This window comes from uncultured Nostoc sp. (assembly GCF_964247315.1).
Taxonomy (GTDB): domain Bacteria; phylum Cyanobacteriota; class Cyanobacteriia; order Cyanobacteriales; family Nostocaceae; genus Nostoc.
Genome location: NZ_CAXTTT010000132.1, coordinates 1 through 19,837, shown reverse-complemented (window position 1 = coordinate 19,837; position 19,837 = coordinate 1). Strand labels below are relative to the sequence as shown.

The following is a 19,837-nucleotide window of genomic DNA, read 5'->3' as shown; positions in this document are numbered from 1 at the left end:
GTATTGTCAGTATTTGAATTAGTTGGCGTTGTGGTATTGTCAGTATTTGAATTAGTTGGCGTTGTGGTATTGCCAGTACTTGGATTAGTTGGCGTTGTGGTATTGCCAGTACTTGGATTAGTTGGCGTTGTGGTATTGCCAGTACTTGGATTGATTTCGTCGGAAGCAGGTGGTGTTGCTGGCTGTGAATTATTTGGTTGTGTGGTGTTATTAGTAGGTGTGATCGGGTTTTGGATTTCGTCGGAAGCTGGTGGTGTTGCTTGCCCTGTGCTATTTGGTTCTGTGGTGTTATTAGTGGGTGTTTCTTGCTTTGTAGATTGTCCCAATCCTATTTGTGGGAGAATCGCAAAGCTGAAACAAGAAGTTAAAAAGAGTAAAGAAACTGCACTAGAGATAAATTTTGATTTTTCACATTGCTTTTGATTCATTTTTCCTTATTCCTTGATGTCTGCTGTTTTACAGTTAGTTTATCATTAAACTAATCTTTACTAATTTCAAATATTAAAATTTACCAATCATATAATATTTATATTTTTTATATTTACTTTTGATTACATGATATGGATATGTTGTCTCCTAACAAATTACCTTTATGCCAAATTCCACTTTTAGAATATCCATTTGCAGATTTAAATACTCCTTTACCCTCACATTCATAATCTTTGAAATTCCCTCTATACTCATCACCATTTTTCCATCTTAATCTTCCTAGACCGTTAGGCTGATCGTCTACGTACTGACCTATATAATATTCATATACATTTCCACCCATAAATGAAAATCTTCCACAACCATCACGCTTATGATTTTTGAAATTTCCATCATATCTATCACCATTTTCAAAGATTAAGATTCCCTTGCCACGGAAGTTATTATTCTCATCAGAAGAGCCATAATAGCTGATATTATTCTTAAACGTTCTGTCTGGTTTGCTTGGTAATGCTGGTAAATCTGATAAAGGTAGTTTAGCATCGCAAGGTAGTTGAGTAAAGTTTTCAGTCGTTTTGGTAGACAATAGAATTAAAGGAGCTAACACAACCATTGCAAGTATTCCTACTCCTACTCCAGCTGCAACTAAAACTTTTCCGCGAGATGGCAATTTCCACGACGTTGTTGACTTTGATCGTAGTGGAAAAATAGAACTCAGTGCTTGTAAAGCCTCGCTTGCTGTTTGGTATCGCTCACTAAATTTGTAACGCACCATTTTAGTTAAAACATTAGCTAATTTATTGCTAACATTTGCTTCGTTTCGCCAAATTATTTCTCCACTGTTGCGGTCTTCTTCAAAGTCTTGAGGTAATTTGCCTGTCAAAGCTTGAATACCAATCACTCCCACTGCATAGATATCACTAGATAGTTTTGGCTTAGAATTAGCTTGTTCATTTGGCATATAGCCATTAGAGCCAATAACAATAGTTGAAGTAACTAGACCTTGAGAATTCGCTGTTAAACCTTTAATCTCTTTAACTGCTCCAAAGTCAATCAGCACAATCTTGCCATCCTCACGGCAACGCATTAAATTTTGGGGTTTGATATCACGGTGGATGATGTTTTGCTGATGAACGACAACTAAAACTTTTAGAATTTGCTGCAAAAGTTGAATAATTTTATCCTCACTCCAAGGATTATCAGGAATGATTTCTGCTCCTAAATTATGCCCATCCACAAATTCTTGCACCAGATAAAATTCGCCATTTTCTTCAAAATGAGCAAATAATTTAGGGATTTGGTTACTAAGATTACCTAAGCGATATAAAGCTCCTGCTTCACTCTCGAATAACCGTCTAGCAATCGTCAAAACTTCTGGTTTAACATTTTTAGGTCTAAGGTGTTTTACGACACATTTAGGCTTGCTAGGCAAATCTAAATCTTCAGCTAAATAGGTATCGCCAAATCCACCACTTCCCAAGCTGCCTAAGATTTTGTAGCGTTTACGAAGAACTGTGTCCATTACCATCCATGTAAGTAATTTTGCAGGATGTTATTTAACGTATTGTATCATTTTTAAAAACTAGAATTGCCCTATGCCCACTACCATTAATTTAACTGTAAAGAATCTCAATTGCACTTAAAGGTTTTAGTTGTGTACTCATCTCCAATAGTTGAGGGAAAATTAAATTTAACTTTGTAAAAAACCTCAACTAATTTGCTTCCTTCATTTGCCTCAAGAAAAGGTTCTTCAATATAGTCAAATTCTTTTGTTGTCACAACTCTTCTTATAGTGCTTGTTTTATCCCCCTCCCATTTTATAGGAGATTCTTGATCACCAATAGCACCATTATGTTTAGCTACCTGTTATTTAGAAACTTGCTTAATCCTTGTGTTACCAGCATCATTCCATTGGAAAGTAATTGCCCATTGTAAAGTAAGTGTATTCATTACTACAATCCTGTAAATCTTTACAGGTAACTACAATTGGGTATAGTGTGATTCCTGAAAATATTATATAGGTTTGTCATTATGTTTAGATCGTGTGTGATGAACTTAAACTTTTGTACTAATCAGGCATAATTGCTCTAAAAGTATTAATCAAAATTATGCATTATCATATTTTGGATAATTATTAATGATTAATTAACGCGAAATTGACGATTGCCAGTACAGCAACCGTCACTCAAAGCCAAACAAAAGTACAAGTCTTAAATTAGTTTTATAAGGCTTGCAAGATTTCTTCATCCAGAGAAAAATCAACATCCGCTTGATCCCTTTGAGATACTAAATAATCATTTTCAAAAGAATCAGTCAGCCCAGAAATCAAATCATATTCAGGATGCCAGTTTAATTCTGTTTGCGCTTTATTCACCGAAGCAAAGAAATGCTGCACGCGCATCGGAAAAGCTTTGCGTTTGCCGAAATCAAACTTTTTCGGGTCGTAGTGGACGATTTTGACAGCATCAGGTGATTTCCCCGTCGCGACAGCACTAGCACGGGCTAAACCATCAAAAGTGACAAAGCGATCGCCAGAGATATTATAAATCTGCCCTATAGCTTGTTGATTGCCCAAAACCTGAGTCATTGCTAGTGCTAAGTCTTTTACATGACCTAGCTGCGTGATATGTAAGCCATTTCCGGGGATGGGAATAGGGCGATCGCGCACAATTCTATCAAAAAACCAGCCTTCCAATTCATTATAATTACGAGGCCCGTAAATATAAGTAGGACGAATAGAAGTGAATGGTAATCCCAATTGAGTCAGATAAGCTTCTGTTTCATGTTTACCCTTATGGCGACTTTTGGGATCTACTGCATCGCCTTCTACATGCGGCAATTGATCGGATTTGAGATACACCCCCGCAGAACTCATATACACAAAATGTTGCACCCGGTCTTGAAAAATTTCTGCTAGTGGTTGAGTATCAGTAAGTTCACGCGCGTTATTGTCAAAAATCACATCAAAGTTTTCTTGTGATAATTTTGCTTTTAATTGAGTAGTATCAGTGCGATCGCCTATAATTTGTCCTACTCCCTGTAAAGAAGGTGCTGGTCGATTCCCACGATTGAACAACACCACCTCGTGTCCTTGTTCCACTAGTAGTTGAGTTAAATAGACACCAATGAACCGAGTACCACCCATAATCAGAATTCGCATAAATTCACCCTTTCTATATCAGTTGTCATCAAAGGAGTAGGGACTGGGGACTAGGGAAGCAAAAAGGACAAGAAGAATAACCCATGTCCTTCAAGAGTGCTGAGTCATGAGTGCTGAGTTGGAAATCTCGCTTCTTTACTCAGGACTGGGAACTCGAAACTCGGAACTGTTTTGCCCCATACCCAATGCCCCATACCCAATGCCCAATCTGAGATTATCAGGTTGCTGCATCCATCTGGAACCTCTGAGGGAAAGATTCCGTCTTATGTGCTAATCTGGGGCGCTTCCCGTTAATTAATCACAAAGGGAAACTTTTCAGTTAACGTCATCAAATTAGCCTTTGTATTTTCCACTTATTCAAGTTAGCTGTGCCCTTGAAATATGCTCTAGTTCATGAGTGGCTGACACCCAAAGCCACAGGTGGTTCAGAACTCGTTGTCCGAGAAATTTTGAATCACATTGATGCTGATTTGTATGCTCTCATAGATTTTGAATCCAGCAATAGAGAAAGTTATTTATATAAGCGTCAAATTGGCAAGACGTTTCTCCAGAACTTTCCCTATGCCCGCAACGGTATACAAAAATACTTGCCTTTGTGGCCCTTGGCAATTGAACAACTTGATTTGCGGCATTATGATGTCATTCTGTCTTCATCCCATGCTGTTGCCAAAGGAATCCTTACCACTCCCGAACAGATGCATATTTGCTACTGCCACAGCCCTATGCGCTATGCCTGGGACTTGACCTTTGATTATCTGCGTCACAGCAAACTGGGTAATGGTTTACCTGGATGGGTGACGCGATATTTATTACATCGCTTGCGCCAGTGGGATGTATTGAGTGCCAATCGCGTTGATTACTTCATTGCCAACTCGCAGCATACAGCTCGGCGGATTTGGCGTTGCTATCGACGAGAAGCAACAGTCATTTACCCACCAGTGAATATTGCGGAATTTCCGTTTCTGTCTGAGAAAGAGGACTTTTACCTGACAGTTTCCCGGTTAGTGAGTTACAAGCAAATATCGTTGATTGTCAGGGCTTTTAATCAACTAAAACGACCATTAGTAGTCATTGGTACAGGAGATGAAATGAACAAGATTCGCGAGATGGCAAACTCAAATATCCAAATACTCGGATGGCAACCCGATAATGTGGTAAAAAAATATATGTCTATGGCTAAGGCGTTTGTGTATGCAGCTTGTGAAGATTTTGGTATTGCCCTAGTGGAAGCACAAGCCTGTGGCACGCCAATAATTGCTTATGGTGCAGGGGGTGCTCTAGAAACAGTGCGAGATATTAGCTCTTGTGCGGATACAGGGACAGGTATATTTTTCAGGACGCAAACAGAGGCGGCTTTAGTGGAGGCAGTAGAAAAGTTTGAAATGTATGAGGGTTCGTTCAATTCCGAGTATATGCGATCGCACGCCGCGCAGTTTTCACCGCAAATCTTTGCAGATCGTTATCTAGATTTTGTAAACAAGTGCAACGAAAAAAGACCATTTTTGCAATGATGGTCTTGGTTAACGTCCTATTTTTTTAGGCTTTTGGCAATTTCCCCCAGAAGCACCTCATTTTGGCTTTAATATTGGGACTATGTGTGGTGTGGATTATTAAGGAGTATGATGACTGCCCAGAGCTCACTCCTCTCCGGCAAGCGAGGCGTACGACAAGACACTAGAGCGTCTACGCGTTTCTTAAAACGCGGTCAAAAAACGAAGACGCCAAAAGTTAAGCCCAAAGGTTTATCTTTTCAGGGTTTAAACGGAGAGTTTGCCAAACGACTGTTCGATATAGTGTTTTCGCTGTCGGTATTAATTTTGTTCTTCCCCGTCTACTTAATTTTGACCTTGCTGATTGCCTTTAGCTCAGAAGGCCCAATTTTTTATGTCCAGGAACGGGTTGGGAAAAATTACAAAGCGTTTAATTGTATTAAATTCCGAACAATGGTAAGCAATGCGGACGAAATCCTCATGCAAATGATGGAAACATCGCCTGAATTGCGACAAGAATTTGAGAGCAGTTTTAAGCTGAAACAAGACCCCCGGATTACCAAAATTGGTCGATTTTTGCGAATTACTAGCTTAGACGAATTTCCCCAGTTTTGGAACGTTTTAAAAGGGGATATGAGTGTAGTCGGACCCCGACCCTTAGTAAGAGAAGAACTGCCAAAATACGGTTATCACATTGATGAGATTTTAACAATCCGTCCAGGAATTACTGGTTTGTGGCAGGTATCTGGGCGTAATGACATTCCTTACCCTCGGAGAGTCCAAATAGACCTGCATTATGTCAAATTTAGAAATTTCTGGCTTGATTTATGGATCATCTTGAAAACTGTTGATGTAGTAATTCTACCCAAAAATAACGGTGCATACTGAGTAAATACTTAGGGTTGATTCTGTGGGGCATTAAATGCCCCTAAGTACCAATTCTTCCCTAAGACTAAAGTATTGCTCATTTTTCTTTCTATAATTTGTGCTTTTTTACTTAATTAAGACTTGTATGAGTGTTGAACTTTGGTTTTTTTGCCTTGAGAGAGCATTTCTGCCAAAGGTCTAATTTAAAATAACTATTTATTAATTCTTCACAAAACTAGAGATATATGAAGCTTTGAGGAAAAGACAATATACATAAAAATACTCTCGATCTATTTTGTAAAAAAGAAAATATACATTATTAAACAATCTTGAGCTATCTAAGGTTGGACTTACGTGTTAAATTACTTTTTATTAAGTATATTTATTTACGGAAAAAGTCTTATAAAAACAAGAACTCGTAGGTTTCCCATTAGGCAATTCAGCAATTAGTTGCTAGGTTGTATCAGATTGGCTGTAACTTTTTAATCAAAGACAATAAGGGATAATTGAGCATGATGCAACAGAAGCGAGCGTTGATTACTGGTATTACTGGGCAAGATGGTTCATATCTAAGTGAGTTTTTGTTGGAACAAGGTTATGAGGTTCATGGCATCATTCGCCGGACTTCTACTTTCAACACAGACCGTATCGATCACATTTACGAAGACCCCCATAAAGAGGGAGTGCGCTTGTTTCTTCACTACGGTGACTTGACAGACGGTACAACGTTGCGGCGCATTTTAGAAGAAGTTAAGCCAGTAGAGATTTACAATCTCGGCGCTCAATCCCATGTCAGAGTTAGCTTTGATTCACCAGAATACACAGTGGATGCTGTAGGAATGGGGACATTGCGTCTGTTGGAAGCAATTCGAGACTACCAGCATCGTACCGGAATTCAGGTACGATTTTACCAGGCTGGTTCTTCAGAAATGTACGGTTTAGTACAAGCAATACCTCAAACTGAGACAACGCCCTTTTATCCCCGCAGTCCCTATGCCTGTGCGAAAGTTTACGCCCACTGGCAAACTGTAAATTATCGTGAATCTTATAATTTATTTGCTTGTAATGGTATACTTTTTAACCACGAGTCACCACGGCGGGGTGAAACCTTTGTAACCCGCAAAATTACTAGAGCCGTGGCTAGTATTGTTGCTGGTAAGCAGAAAAAGATTTACATGGGTAATCTAGATGCCAAGCGAGATTGGGGTTATGCGAAGGATTACGTCAAAGCAATGTGGTTGATGTTGCAGAAAGACCAGCCAGACGATTACGTAATTGCTACTGGTGAAACCCACTCGGTACGCGAGTTTTTGGAACTGGCATTTAGTTATGTGAATCTTAATTGGCAAGATTATGTAGAGTTTGATGAGCGTTACCTCCGTCCATCAGAGGTAGAGTTATTGATTGGCGATTCTACCAAAGCACGGCAGAACTTGGGCTGGACACCATCAGTAACTTTTAAAGAACTAGTTTCCCTAATGGTAGAAGCAGACTTACAAGCATTGGGTCACACTTCACCCAATGGAAATGGTTCACAATTTCCAGATGATATTGCCACTATTCGTCAAACACTGGGCGCTTTGCACTTCTGATTCGCACCACAGAGGATAAAAATATGACCGCCTTAGTATTAAAAAATAAACGGATTCTCGTCACTGGTGGGTCGGGCTTTCTAGGTCGTCAGGTGATAGATCAACTGTGTAAAGTAGGAGCCGATCGTGAGAAAATTACAGTACCGCGATCGCGCGATTCCGATTTGCGTGTCTGGGAAAATAGCCAGCGTGCAGTTGATCAGCAAGACATAATCATCCATCTAGCAGCTCATGTCGGTGGTATCGGTTTAAACCGCGAAAAACCCGCAGAGTTGTTTTACGATAACTTGATCATGGGAACCCAGCTAATTCACGCTGCCTATCAAGCTGGAGTAGAAAAATTTGTTTGTGTTGGCACAATCTGTGCGTATCCCAAATTTACTCCAGTGCCATTTAAAGAAGACGATCTTTGGAATGGCTACCCAGAGGAAACCAACGCCCCTTACGGAATTGCAAAAAAAGCACTTTTAGTTCAATTGCAATCTTACCGTCAGCAGTACGGTTTTAATGGGATTTATCTACTGCCAGTCAATTTGTATGGCCCAGAAGATAACTTTGACCCCGGAAGTTCCCACGTCATTCCAGCATTAGTTCGCAAAGTTCACGAAGCCCAAATTAAAGCAGAAAAGCAACTTCAAGTTTGGGGTGATGGCAGTCCCACCCGTGAGTTTCTGTATTCAGAAGATGCAGCGCGGGGGATTGTTATGGGAACTCAATTCTATAACGAATCGGAACCAGTTAACTTGGGAACTGGTTATGAAATCTCCATCCTTGATTTAGTAACTCTAATCTGCGAATTGATGGAGTTTAAGGGTGAAATTGTGTGGCAAACTGATAAGCCTAATGGTCAACCCCGCCGTTGTTTAGATACTGAACGGGCAAAGCAAGCCTTTAATTTCACGGCTCAGGTGAGCTTTGAAGAAGGGCTAAAGAATACCATTGAATGGTATCGTCAACACGCTGCATAACAATTTACTGGTGAATTTAGAGTGATATAAGCTGGGCGATACCCAGCTTATTTTTTTGACGATATAAATTTTTATGAACAAAGTTAATCATCAACTAAATAAAGCACAACTGCGCCGCACTCTACTTAAAAGACGTAAATCAATGTCCGTTGGAGAATGGAGAGAAAAAAGCGATCGCTTATGCTCTCATTTACAAAACTCTACTTTGTTTACCCAAGCAAAAACAATACTCGCTTATTTCAGCTTTCGCCAAGAACCTGACCTCAGTCCACTATTTGCCAACACCAAATACCGCTGGGGATTTCCTCGCTGCGTTGATAAATCCTTATGTTGGCATATTTGGACACCGAATGATTTTGTCCAAACAGGCGCTTATGGCATTCCTGAACCGCACACCGATGCTCTAATATTAGATGCAGCTGAAGTGGATTTGATTCTCGTCCCCAGTGTAGCCTGCGACTATCAGGGATTTCGTCTGGGTTATGGTGGCGGATATTACGATCGCTTGCTCAGTTTACCACAGTGGCAGACAAAGCCAACTATCGGAATTGTCTTTGATTTTGCCTATTTGTCCCAAATACCGATTGAATCTTGGGATAAACCACTACAAGCTGTTTCTACCGAAACCGGATTGATTCCAAAAGGCTGAAAGATTCAGGTTCTCGAATCTTTATCCCGAAATTCAAAAAGCCCTTAAAAGTGAAAATGATACCAGATTCAACACTAGTGCAGCACTTCTAGTTGATAGTGATTTGGAGACTTCTTTAGTCTTGCCGACTAATGGACTGACCATTTGGCAGAATGATAGTTCCACCCCAAGCACAGGCAAACTTGACCAAATTAGATCCTTCGCAACTAGCCCCAGTCAAATCGAGATCCTCCAACCCAGTATCTCCATCGACAACAACACCATCCAAAATAGCACCTCTCATAGTAGTTCGCACCAAATCGGCCATGATGAAAGTAACACCTCGGAGGGAAGCTTTATCGAAATTAGCTCCTTTAATAGTACTTTCTTCTCCACCAAAGATCGCCCCATCCAAAATGGCTTCAGTCAAGTTAACATTGATGATTCCACTGTCCCTAAAATCGGCTCCACTCAACTTAGCTCTACTCAGGTTGGCTCCGGTAAAAATAACCCGACACAAGATAGCTCCTCTCAAGTTAGCTCCACTCAAGTCAGCTCCACTCAAGTCGGCTTCACTCAAGTCAGATCCACTCAAGTCAGTTCTAGTGAGGTTAATTTCCCTCAATTCAGCTCTATCCAAAAAAACACCCCTGAGTCTGACTCCTGGAAAGTCTCTTTCCCCAGCAGCATAACGCTGCAACAACTCTTTAGCATCCATAATTTGCCTTCCGCTTCAAATAACAAATGTAAAGATAAGGTTACGATACAATTAATCAAATTTTCAAGTAAAGCCATGTATGACTCAGTTCACTATGTCACTAACGCACAGGGAGAAAAAGTTGGAGTACTGTTAGATTTAGAAACTTACCAACAGTTAACCAACTTGTCTGTAGATTCTGAATTATTGATTGGTTTAAATCTAGATGAGTTGCAAGCTTTGGCAGAAAGTTCTTTATCTCTTAAAGCTCAGATACAATTACAGGAATTATTAATTAAAAATTCTGAACATCATTTGTCAAATGAAGAAACTGAAACTTTAGATAGATTATTGACACAAGTTGAGCAATTAAATATTCTTAAAAATAGAGCTAGATATAGCTTAAATATTTTTTTAAATAAACAGCAAGTAGCGTGAGTGTTTACATTCCTGTTGAATTACAAAATAAAATTTGCAAAGCAAAATGCTGAACTGGAAAAAATCACAATCGCAGATTCTGCTAATGTATGCGCTGTTGGGAGCGATCGCCCTGTTGATGCTCTTTCCTTTACTATGGCTAATTAGTACAGCCTTGAAATCGCCGACGGAAAATATTTTTCAGTCGCCGCCACAGTTGCTACCCAGTCAACCGACACTAAATAACTTCTCTAGTGTATGGAACTCTCTACCTTTTGCACAATACCTATATAACAGTACCTTGGTGTCAGTACTGACTGTGGGCTTAAATTTACTGTTTTGCGCCTTGGCTGCCTATCCGTTGGCAAGATTGTCGTTTGTGGGGCGAGACTGGATTTTTATAGCGATCGTCTCTACAATTATGATTCCCTTCCAAATCGTGATGATTCCCCTCTATATTTTGACAGTCCAGTTAGGTTTGACAAATAGTTATTTAGGGATGATTTTTCCGAGTTTAGCTTCTGCCTTTGGCATTTTTCTGTTGCGCCAAGCTTTTATGAGTGTCCCCAAAGAAATAGAAGAAGCTGCCCGGATGGATGGTAGCTCAGAGTTAGGATTATGGTGGCACATTATGTTACCGGCAGTTCGCCCAGCACTGGTAACTTTAGCTATTTTTGTATTCATTGGTGCTTGGAGTGACTTTTTGTGGCCTTTAATTATCATCCAAAACGAAAATTTATACACTCTTCCTTTGGGAGTCGCAAAGCTAGCAGGAACATTTTCTCTTGACTGGCGCTTGGTAGCTGCTGGCTCCGTGATTGCGATCGCTCCAGTATTATTACTATTTCTGTTTTTACAACGTTACATTGTACCTACAGAAACAGGTAGCGGGGTCAAGGGGTGAAGAAGAATTCAGAAGTCAGAATTCAGAAGTCAGAATAAGAAAGTGGTAGATGAGGAAGATGAGGGAGAAATAATTAATGCCCAATGCCCAATGCCCAATTCAATAAGCACCAGTCTTTTTAAGCACCACCCAGATAGTTTTAATAATCAGACTCAGGTCATAAGTTACAGACCACTTGTGTTGATAATCCATATCCATTTTGACAATGGTTTCAAAGTCTCTAATGCTAGAACGCCCATTAGCTTGCCATTCTCCGGTAATGCCTGGTTTGACTCGCAATCTATCCCAGTGGTGTAAATCGTAATTACTGACTTCATCAGGAGTAGGTGGACGAGTACCAACTAAACTCATGTCCCCTAACAAAACATTCCAAAATTGAGGGAATTCATCCAAGCTAGTACGCCGCAAAAATTTACCAACAGGAGTAATGCGAGGATCGTCAACAGATTTAAAGATGTGACCTTTGGCTTGGTTCTCAACCAAATGCTTGAGTTTATCAGCATCGACTATCATGGAGCGGAATTTCCAGATGCGGAAAGTTTTTCCGTTTAAACCACAGCGAATTTGGGAATAAAATATTGGACTTGGCTCATGAATAAAGGTAGCAATTGCTACGGGAATTGCTATTATAAATGTAACAATCAGCCCCACAATGGCTCCAACAATGTCAATTAATCGTTTTCTCACGCTTAACGTTGACGGATGTGAAGGCTGTTGCAAACAATTAACTGAATAAAGATAAAGATTATTCACAAGGGCTAACTTAGTTTTATAACAGGAATTTTTACATTAGTAGTGTAGACATAGACATGATTTGTGGGCGATTTTTACTACTGTTGTCGCTACTACTGGGTGTGAATCTGCACATATTTTAACCAATATAAAAACCAAAAATTCAAAATTTACAGAATCTTTCAATTAAACTGATAGATTGTAAATCTACGGTATTTTCGCCATTTAATAAATAAAGATACTAATATTGTACACATCCAAAAAATTACTGAGCTGAAGTATTAGTACTGGTAAAACACGGCGTAAATAAACCACCTATTCCAAATCAATGAAACGCTTATGCTGTATTCATTTTTAATTTTTAATTTTTAATTTTTAATTCCGCCTTTTTGAAAAATTCCAAATGCTTACGTTATGAGCATTTGGAATTTGAAGTAGTATTCTTATTTCTAGCGCGATGTACTAGTCTCAACGATCAACCTCTAAGGCGAAATTCACCGTATATGGTTCCTCCAGTGATTGCTGATTACTAGCCTTGATTGCATCTAGATAGCGACGCAAAGACAACAGTTGGTGAGAATTAGGACGATAAGTGAGACTTCCTTGTTTTTCAAAAAGTGGTGCTGTGGCGATCGCTTGATAGTCAGGATTTTCTTGCGAACTCTGGGTAAGCCAAGTTGATTCTGTGACTGAAGGTATCAAACCGGAAGGCAGCTCACCTTCCAAAAAAGCCAGCAACCTTTGCTGACAAGTGCGAGTATTAATCCCACGACCCTCAAATAACTGGATAACTTCACCGAAAGATAAGGGACGGTCTGGTAGCAATCGCAACAATTCTGTAAACAAGAAATAATCAGTGTATTGTTGCCTGGGTATATCTAAAATCTGGGGATGCAGAGGCAGCATTGCCAAACCATAAGCAACCCGGCTGCAATTGGGAGCGCCGTTTTCGCCGAGATATAAATCTTGAATAATCTTAGTGCTGGGAAGTTTTTGCCGTAACCAGCGGTTCACAGTCCCGATACAAGCCACTCCACCAGTCAGGATAGCTTGATTAATAGCTTCTGTGGGGATGCCACGAGCTACCAATAACTTGTTAAGTTCTCGGTTCAGACGGCGCACAAAGGGGATAAATATCTGGCTTTCTAAGTCTCGTCGCTGCAAAACCCACCGCTGATCGGCTAGTTCCAGGGTAAAAAAGTCTTGGTGTTGCAAAATCAGTTTTAGAGCTAATGCTGCATCTAATACCGCCTGTCCCAATAGAGAACTTTCTAGACGCTGCTGGAGACGAATTCGAGCGGTAATATCTGGTTCTCCAACTCTGGGTAGTTCTAATTCTTCTAACCCTAAAGTCTGCCAACGCATTTGGTCTAAACCGGGAATTGACGGTTGCCATTGCCAAGAATTACTCGTGGTAGTTTTGCGCTCGCTTGGTGTTTCTAAGCGTGATTGCCGAGATTTCGGTGGCAATAGCAGCTGACAGATAATATCTTGTTCAATTCCCTTGCCAGCATAAGCAAAACTGTGGAGCATGAAATCATTGTATGTCAATTGCTGCAAGGTTTCTGGTAGATTCACCAGCAACATTTCTGTGGCAGTTGTCCCAATGTTAATCACAAGCGTGTTGCCAACAATGGGATGTTCGCTGGTTTTTGCTGGATGAGAACCTTGACCATCACTTAATTTTACTTGCTCACCATTAGCAGCATCGAGTTCTGGGAGTAGACTAGCGATCGCTTCTTCGACAAAAAAGACTTGCTGCGGATGTTGGATAAGTTTGCTAGTGAGTAAAGCTTCCCGCACGTTAAAGCGGTATTGTTCTGACCAGCTAGATGGACAGGTACAAATTACACCTGCAATATTATTGATAATCTGGGGAAAATCTTGTTCGCCGATCCCGACAGCAGCAGTCATTAAACTAGGGGTGGTACTTGTTTTTTCGGATTTGAGGGTTAATAGTAATTTAGAGAGCGATCGCACAACCCAAATCAAAGGCCCTGCCGAAAATTCATTTAATTGCAAAACAGGTTCCCATTTCTGTCGTTCGCTCTTGTAGGGAATGGCTACTTGTAGATAGGGCTTCAACTGCGCCGAGTAGAGATTATTTTTCGTCGGATCTGCTGTCGATCTTGGTGTTGCAGGAGTGGTAGCCGAGCGATCAGGCACTTTCTCTTGGGCAACAGCCGCAGGTGCTGTCTGCTCATGTGCTTCGATAGTTTCGTTTTCACCGTGGGGTACAGAAGCTATAGGCAGATAAACCTCTGTTGGTAAACGAAACGATTGCTGAAAGGAACTTATTTCCGGCTGATTTTCTGCTGACCAGTAGATAGGATGTACAACAAAAGTCGAGCGATTTAATAATGCGGCGGAAATTCCTGTTGTACCTAAATCAATTCCTAAATACCAGACTGATTCTAGAACATTGGGCGAAACTTCTGGATTGTTTATGGAGTTGGCAATTGGAGGTAAAGAACTTTCTGGAACAGGAGTTGTGACTTCCTTTTTTTTTTCAATTTCTACCTGGGGAACTGCCAAACTGGAGAAAGCAGTAGTTGATGTATTCTCTGCTATTTGGAGATTTTCAGGGGAAGTTTTGGGTATTGTGTCTTGAATGTTATCAAGTAATTCCGAGAAAACATCCAAGTTGTTATCTGGCTGCGACTCAGAATTTAGCTGCCGATCAAAATTAGCCAAATCCCGATCTAATTGCTGTAACTGTTCTTCATCTAAAGAAATATCTGGTACTGCTGGAAACTGGTTTGACTCAATAGAAAGTAAGTTTTCTTGCGGTGAAGCAGCAATGTAGTTATCTGAAGACAGTTCGGAGCGATCGTTGTTAATTAATACTTCCGATATGACGATATTTTCAGTAGACTCTACCAACGAAATTTCTGCTACTTCTGGAGTCACTGCTGCTGTAGTTGTGGCATTGTCCACAGAAGATGAGACTTCCAGCAGTTGCACTTCACTATCGGCATTAAGCAATAAATCAGTTGCTGTAGTTGTGGCATTATCCACAGAAGATGAGACTTCCAGCAGTTGTACTTCACTATTAGCATCAGGCAATAGGTCAGTTAGGGTATTAATTGTATCAACACTAGCTGGCTGAGTGCCGATTTGTGGCAAACTATCTATTTGTGGAGTAGAAAAACTAAGAGGTGAGTTTAGGTCAGTATCCTCTTCAAAAAATAGTTCTTCCTGTGGCTCTGATGAATCTGTGGTTTCTCCTAAATTCTCTTGAGTTGAAAGACCCGTATCTGATGCCACAACCGCAGAATCCACAGGTGGAGGGGCAAGTGGGGCCTGTGCGATGTTCAACGGTGATGGAGAGCCTGTGGAAGCAGATAAGTGATTTGTGGGAACATCAAGGCTTGGATTATTAACATCGCCAGCATCAAACAAACTGGCGTAAAGTTGGTCTACTTCATCACCAATTACCGTAGAAATATCTTGCGGTAATTCGGTCGGGGTTTGAGAATATTCAGATGAGTCTACACCAAGCTGCAACAGCACTGCATCTAGATCCTCTGTGAGGGTAGTTTCCTGTTGCTCAATTGTGAGTGGAGATAAAGTTTCTGGCTGTATAAGCTCTAAGGATTGGGGCGCAACTCCAGCAGCAATCTCGCCTGGTTCAGTCAATGATGGTAGTGTCTCAGATTCTCCTCCCAGCAAAGATGACTGCGAACTAGGGGATTCTTGTTGCAAATGCTGAGTCAAATTGTTGACAAAGCTGGCCATCAACTGTTCGCCTTGCATCCCCTTGCTATGCATTCTTGCCAGTGCTTGCGACAGGGATTCGTAATAAGTATTAATGTTGCGCTGTAGTGCTTCAAAGACTACATTCACCGTCCCATCTAGTGATAATAGGCGTTGATCCAACTCCCTGGCTAGCTGGGTTAACCGCTCTATACCTTCAGGGGATTCTAACAAAGATTGAGTTGTAGAGGTTGCGTAATTAATTCCTCCTGAAGAACTGGCGGAATTTTCTCCCGTCTGTCCGATCAGTGGTGTTAAAGTTGGCACAAGGCGACTCATGAGTACCTGTAAAAACTCGGTAATCATTTGCTCCTGGTTTGTCAACTGCTGCGCTAAAGAGTAGTTTTGCAATCGCTTTTGCTCTAGCTGCCGAATTTCCTGTATGAGGGTGGCTCGCTCTTGCAAAAGCAATTCTAATTCTGTTCGCAACGGCTGAATCAATCTCGAAAATTCATTATTTAATTGTCCGGCGCCAACAGTACTCTCTTCCTGACTAGGTTTGAGCTGCGGTAGTGGATATTGATTGTAATCGCGATCAATAAATTTTGTTAACAATGGCGATGGCTCCGCCAACGCCAAGGGCGAACGCGGTTCTTCAGAAGACTGATTTGGGATGCTGCTCTCTAATACTTCTTTTTCTTGTAACCTCAACAAGAAGTCGCGAATTCGCTCTAAGACTTCTTTAGGCTCCTGCGCCTGACCAGACAGAAATCTAGACAGGCGCTTGCCACCGCTGGCAAGTAAGTTATCAATGTCTGCGATCAGCTTTTGGATTTCATCTGTACTAAAAGTCACTTTTTTTACCTTATGTATAAATCTATGTCAACTAATGTGACAATTACTTTACAATCACCGCATCCCTATGGGGATCTTGCTATGCGCAGCGTCGACCATAGGAGAAGTTTTGAGTGACAAAAGCCGCTGCTTGGACTTGTGACTGTCATTATGTTATGGATTACTGGGAGTCGTGGCAATCTTCAATCATCCAAGAAAACAAGGAAAAAAGTTTCTCTTTGTCCCCCATCCCCTTGTCCTCTTCAGACAGCCTTTGCTCGAAAAGCTTAATTTTGTAGGTCATTGGTTGCCTATTTTTGAAAATCGCTAAAATACCTGAGCAATAATTTACTCCCTTTAGTATCATTGATGTTGTTTGCCTATATTCAATAACTAATCAAGTTTGCAGTGCAGCTAGCCCCTAAGCAATGCTTCCGCAGGCTATAAACTACTTTTTGCAAAACTTTTACCCTGTTTAAACTTATAGGTAAAGATTATTTAAAAAACTTTTTGTCGTTTTCTTGTGTAGCATAGTTAGTTTTCTCTTTGAAAGGGAGCTGTGCAATGATAGCTTAGGCTACAAATGGCGCTCTTGTTTGTTGTGTGTACATAGCAGCTTGAATTAAAGATGTCGTAATGGAAGATCGATATAGCTTGCAAGCACAGGCTAATTCCTGGATGATCGCCTCCGCTCCCTTTTTTCAAGGGTTGCCAGAAACTGCTGTGGAGTCAGCCCTCACCCATCTCGTTACCCGCACTCACCCAGCCAATCAGGTGATTCTACTGGAAAATGACTGGGGTGGTTCTGTGTATTTTATTATGGACGGATGGGTAAAAATTCGCACCTACAATCTGGAAGGAAAAGAGGTAACGCTGAATATTATTGGCAAAGGTGAATTGTTTGGTGAAATGGCGGCGCTAGATGAAGCACCTCGATCCACCGATGTGATTACCTTGGCCCCGACGGTAATTGGTAGTATGCCTGCTCAGGATTTTGTCAAATTACTTCAGATAGAACCCTTGGCGGGAGTTCGATTGGCGCAACTAATGGCACGGCGTTTGCGGCAAGTAAATCGCCGATTACGGTTACGGGAATCTGATAGCCAGTCAAGGGTAGCAGATACGTTGTTATTTTTGGCAGAAGGACAGGGGAAAAAAGGGCAAACCGGAACCGAAATCCCCAATTTACCTCATCGGGAATTGAGTAGTTTGAGCGGACTGGCGCGGGAAACGGTCACACGAGTCTTGACAAGGCTAGAAAAAAAAGGCTTGATTAAACGGGATCAAGACACTATTTGTATTCCCGATTTGTCAGCCTTAGAAAGAATGATCGTTTAAAAACTTGTCAGATATGAGTATTTTAGATTCTCTCCCAGATGAACCGGAGAAAGATCCATCTTCTGAATCTCCAACTCCTCAGAATCATTGGTTAGATAAAGAACAGCAGTTAATGCCTCCTCAAATCAAAGCTGATGCGCCCTTGAGGATGGTGGAAACGGCATTTTTAGCCAGTACCGCTAGCCTAATTTGGTTTATTAATTTTTACTTTCCTTTGGGCCCAGTTTTGCGGATATTTTTTCCAGTGCCGATTGCTCTAGTTTATCTGCGTTGGGGCAAACGTGCGGCATGGATGGCAGCACTCACCTCTGGGTTACTGCTAACGGTACTGATGGGGCCAGCCCGCAGTTTGCTGTTTGTCATGCCCTACGGGTTCATGGGCGTGCTTTTGGGCGCTACGTGGTGTCGTCGTCGTCTTCCTTGGATTGTTTCTATCACTTTGGGTACGCTATTAGGTACTTTAGGAGTCTTTTTTCGGCTGTGGTTGCTGTCTGTTTTGTCGGGTGAAGACCTGTGGATTTATGTGATTACCCAGGTAACTGAGTTTATTGAGTGGGTATTTTTTAACTTGAGTTTGTTGACGAGTCCCAGTGTATTTTTGATTCAAGTGGGAGCGATCGCTTTAATTATACTCAACAACTTTATCTACCTTTTTGTAGTACACCTAGCAGCATGGTTGCTTTTTGACCGCCTGGGCAACCCTATTCCCCGCCCACCACACTGGGTACAAGTTCTCATGGATTATGAAGGATAATTATTAGTCATTTGTCATTTGTCATTTGTCATTGGTTAAATGATCAGTCCTAACTAATAACCAATGTCCCATGCCCAATTCCCAAATTAGTATTTATACTCAAAAAGAACAGGGTGAACAATGGCTGCGAAGGTATCGTGGTTGTCTACCCGTATTTGCTTGTATTTTAGGATTTACTGAAACTGGTTTAATTCCAGGCATTTCAGCAGCTGGTCGCACTCCAGAGGATCGGAAATATACTGCTTGTGCCGATGCCGAATTTTTGTATTACGGCCCAGAACATAAAGCCCAATATCCCCTACCACCATTGGCAGCTGGGGCTTCACCTGTGCTGATTTCTCGCGCTGTCTTTGAGTCACTAAAAATACCAGTTCATTTATTTAATGCTGGTTTACCTCAGCCTCCTGCTGTGCCAGTAATTGATTTAGGTGGCGCTCCTGCTAAGTGTTTAAGTGGAGGTGCTGCTATGGAAATTACAACAGTACATCACTTGTTTGAACAAGGGCTACTTTGGGGAGAACGCCTAGCTGCCAATATCCAACAGGGGTATCTGATTGTCGGTGAGTGCGTCGTCGGAGGTACTACAACTGCCCTGGCAATCTTAACTGGTTTAGGTATAGATGCTGCCGGAAAAGTTAACAGTAGCCACCCTGTTTGTAACCACGCACAAAAGTGGGCACTAGTGCAAACTGGGCTGGAGAAGATAAAGGGGAACAGGGGGCAGTGGGCAGGGGGCAGGGAGCAGGATGAGATATTCCAATCTCAAATCCAAAATTTTGTAGATCCCCTAGAACTCGTAGCTGCTGTAGGCGATCCGATGCAAGTGGTGGTAGCTGGAATGGCGATCGCTGCTAGCCGTAGTTGTGGTGTGATGCTGGCTGGAGGGACGCAAATGTTGGCGGTTTATGCGTTGATGAGTGCGATCGCTCAAGCTTACGCCTTATCATGGCAACCAGAAGCAGTAGTTGTAGGCACAACCCGCTGGGTGGCTGAAGATCCTACTGGCGCTACAGTTGACTTAGCTCTTAACTTAGGAAAAAACAGCTTAACTTCGAGTGGAGAAACCCCTCCTCTATTAGCAACTCATCTGAGCTTTGCTGATTCTCGTTATCCCCAACTGAGAGCTTATGAGCAGGGTTTTGTCAAAGAAGGTATAGGTGCTGGAGCCGCTTGCATAGCCGCCCATCTTAGCCAAGATTGGCAGCAACACCAACTTTTGACAGCCATTGAAGCCCAACTTGAACGGATAAGTATTGCCTTGAATTAAAGATGAAAGGGGAGCATCCCAATTTGGCAAAAATAAAAGAATCCAGACTATTCGCGAGTTTGCA

Annotated in this window: 16 protein-coding genes and 1 pseudogene; 10 read left to right on the top strand and 7 right to left on the bottom strand. The window is 41.4% G+C overall.

Annotation, left to right across the window (positions count from 1 at the left end):
- The 4 genes and pseudogenes from ACFE93_RS28980 to ACFE93_RS28965 form a co-directional block, all read right to left on the bottom strand.
- A pseudogene (locus ACFE93_RS28980) lies at window positions 1–428 on the bottom strand (hypothetical protein); the annotation flags it as partial.
- A gap of 113 nt (window positions 429–541) precedes the next feature.
- Window positions 542–1,957: a protein kinase gene (locus ACFE93_RS28975; protein WP_375478648.1), complete on the bottom strand. Its 1,416-nt coding sequence runs from the start codon at window positions 1,955–1,957 to the stop codon at window positions 542–544.
- Window positions 1,958–2,058: 101 nt separating this feature from the next.
- Window positions 2,059–2,208 (bottom strand): hypothetical protein, encoded by a 150-nt coding sequence (locus tag ACFE93_RS28970; RefSeq protein WP_375478646.1) that lies wholly within the window; start codon window positions 2,206–2,208, stop codon window positions 2,059–2,061.
- A 442-nt stretch (window positions 2,209–2,650) separates the two neighbouring features.
- Complete coding sequence (locus ACFE93_RS28965) at window positions 2,651–3,589, bottom strand: NAD-dependent epimerase/dehydratase family protein (RefSeq protein ID WP_375478644.1); 939 nt, start codon at window positions 3,587–3,589, stop codon at window positions 2,651–2,653.
- Window positions 3,590–3,957: 368 nt separating this feature from the next.
- On the opposite strand from ACFE93_RS28965, the gene ACFE93_RS28960 reads away from it, so the two are divergent.
- The 5 genes from ACFE93_RS28960 to ACFE93_RS28940 all read left to right on the top strand — a co-directional run bounded on the left by ACFE93_RS28960 (window position 3,958) and on the right by ACFE93_RS28940 (window position 9,155).
- A complete protein-coding gene (locus ACFE93_RS28960; protein WP_375478642.1) occupies window positions 3,958–5,100 on the top strand; it encodes a glycosyltransferase in 1,143 nt (380 codons plus the stop codon).
- 111 nt (window positions 5,101–5,211) lie between these two features.
- Entirely contained in the window at window positions 5,212–5,967 is a 756-nt protein-coding gene (locus ACFE93_RS28955; protein ID WP_375478650.1) for a sugar transferase, read from the top strand.
- A gap of 491 nt (window positions 5,968–6,458) precedes the next feature.
- A complete protein-coding gene (gene gmd, locus ACFE93_RS28950) occupies window positions 6,459–7,538 on the top strand; it encodes a GDP-mannose 4,6-dehydratase (RefSeq protein WP_375478640.1) in 1,080 nt (359 codons plus the stop codon).
- Between the two features lie 23 nt (window positions 7,539–7,561).
- Window positions 7,562–8,506 carry a GDP-L-fucose synthase family protein gene (locus ACFE93_RS28945; protein WP_375478638.1) on the top strand — a complete coding sequence of 315 codons (945 nt, stop codon included), beginning with the start codon at window positions 7,562–7,564 and terminating at the stop codon, window positions 8,504–8,506.
- A gap of 73 nt (window positions 8,507–8,579) precedes the next feature.
- Window positions 8,580–9,155 (top strand): 5-formyltetrahydrofolate cyclo-ligase, encoded by a 576-nt coding sequence (locus ACFE93_RS28940; RefSeq protein ID WP_375478636.1) that lies wholly within the window; start codon window positions 8,580–8,582, stop codon window positions 9,153–9,155.
- Between the two features lie 115 nt (window positions 9,156–9,270).
- Here the strand turns inward: ACFE93_RS28940 and ACFE93_RS28935 are convergent, their stop codons facing one another.
- On the bottom strand, window positions 9,271–9,852 hold the full coding sequence (locus ACFE93_RS28935; RefSeq protein WP_375478634.1) for a pentapeptide repeat-containing protein: 582 nt from the start codon (window positions 9,850–9,852) through the stop codon (window positions 9,271–9,273).
- Between the two features lie 3 nt (window positions 9,853–9,855).
- On the opposite strand from ACFE93_RS28935, the gene ACFE93_RS28930 reads away from it, so the two are divergent.
- The gene (locus tag ACFE93_RS28930; RefSeq protein ID WP_375478632.1) at window positions 9,856–10,269 is read left to right on the top strand and encodes a hypothetical protein; all 414 of its coding nucleotides are present in this window, start codon (window positions 9,856–9,858) and stop codon (window positions 10,267–10,269) included.
- A 46-nt stretch (window positions 10,270–10,315) separates the two neighbouring features.
- Entirely contained in the window at window positions 10,316–11,152 is an 837-nt protein-coding gene (locus tag ACFE93_RS28925; protein ID WP_375478630.1) for a carbohydrate ABC transporter permease, read from the top strand.
- A gap of 99 nt (window positions 11,153–11,251) precedes the next feature.
- Here the strand turns inward: ACFE93_RS28925 and ACFE93_RS28920 are convergent, their stop codons facing one another.
- Window positions 11,252–11,905, bottom strand: coding sequence for a sugar transferase (locus ACFE93_RS28920; RefSeq protein ID WP_375478628.1), 654 nt, complete (start codon window positions 11,903–11,905; stop codon window positions 11,252–11,254).
- A 447-nt stretch (window positions 11,906–12,352) separates the two neighbouring features.
- Entirely contained in the window at window positions 12,353–16,435 is a 4,083-nt protein-coding gene (locus ACFE93_RS28915) for a hypothetical protein (protein ID WP_375478626.1), read from the bottom strand.
- Window positions 16,436–17,050: 615 nt separating this feature from the next.
- On the opposite strand from ACFE93_RS28915, the gene ACFE93_RS28910 reads away from it, so the two are divergent.
- The 3 genes from ACFE93_RS28910 to cobT all read left to right on the top strand — a co-directional run bounded on the left by ACFE93_RS28910 (window position 17,051) and on the right by cobT (window position 19,773).
- The gene (locus ACFE93_RS28910; RefSeq protein WP_094349203.1) at window positions 17,051–17,752 is read left to right on the top strand and encodes a Crp/Fnr family transcriptional regulator; all 702 of its coding nucleotides are present in this window, start codon (window positions 17,051–17,053) and stop codon (window positions 17,750–17,752) included.
- 13 nt (window positions 17,753–17,765) lie between these two features.
- Window positions 17,766–18,506 carry a DUF2232 domain-containing protein gene (locus ACFE93_RS28905; protein WP_375478624.1) on the top strand — a complete coding sequence of 247 codons (741 nt, stop codon included), beginning with the start codon at window positions 17,766–17,768 and terminating at the stop codon, window positions 18,504–18,506.
- 70 nt (window positions 18,507–18,576) lie between these two features.
- Window positions 18,577–19,773, top strand: a complete 1,197-nt coding sequence (cobT, locus tag ACFE93_RS28900; RefSeq protein ID WP_375478622.1) for a nicotinate mononucleotide-dependent phosphoribosyltransferase CobT — start codon at window positions 18,577–18,579, stop codon at window positions 19,771–19,773.
- Window positions 19,774–19,837 lie beyond the last annotated feature (64 nt).

Excerpts from the sequence above, each read along its gene's own strand:
- ACFE93_RS28975 (WP_375478648.1), bottom strand. The coding sequence starts at position 1,957 with ATGGTAATGGACACAGTTCTTCGTAAACGCTACAAAATCTTAGGCAGC.
- ACFE93_RS28965 (WP_375478644.1), bottom strand. The coding sequence starts at position 3,589 with ATGCGAATTCTGATTATGGGTGGTACTCGGTTCATTGGTGTCTATTTA.
- ACFE93_RS28955 (WP_375478650.1), top strand. The coding sequence starts at position 5,212 with ATGACTGCCCAGAGCTCACTCCTCTCCGGCAAGCGAGGCGTACGACAA.
- gmd (WP_375478640.1), top strand. The coding sequence starts at position 6,459 with ATGATGCAACAGAAGCGAGCGTTGATTACTGGTATTACTGGGCAAGAT.
- ACFE93_RS28945 (WP_375478638.1), top strand. The coding sequence starts at position 7,562 with ATGACCGCCTTAGTATTAAAAAATAAACGGATTCTCGTCACTGGTGGG.
- ACFE93_RS28940 (WP_375478636.1), top strand. The coding sequence starts at position 8,580 with ATGAACAAAGTTAATCATCAACTAAATAAAGCACAACTGCGCCGCACT.
- ACFE93_RS28935 (WP_375478634.1), bottom strand. The coding sequence starts at position 9,852 with ATGGATGCTAAAGAGTTGTTGCAGCGTTATGCTGCTGGGGAAAGAGAC.
- ACFE93_RS28925 (WP_375478630.1), top strand. The coding sequence starts at position 10,316 with ATGCTGAACTGGAAAAAATCACAATCGCAGATTCTGCTAATGTATGCG.
- ACFE93_RS28910 (WP_094349203.1), top strand. The coding sequence starts at position 17,051 with ATGGAAGATCGATATAGCTTGCAAGCACAGGCTAATTCCTGGATGATC.
- ACFE93_RS28905 (WP_375478624.1), top strand. The coding sequence starts at position 17,766 with ATGAGTATTTTAGATTCTCTCCCAGATGAACCGGAGAAAGATCCATCT.
- cobT (WP_375478622.1), top strand. The coding sequence starts at position 18,577 with ATGCCCAATTCCCAAATTAGTATTTATACTCAAAAAGAACAGGGTGAA.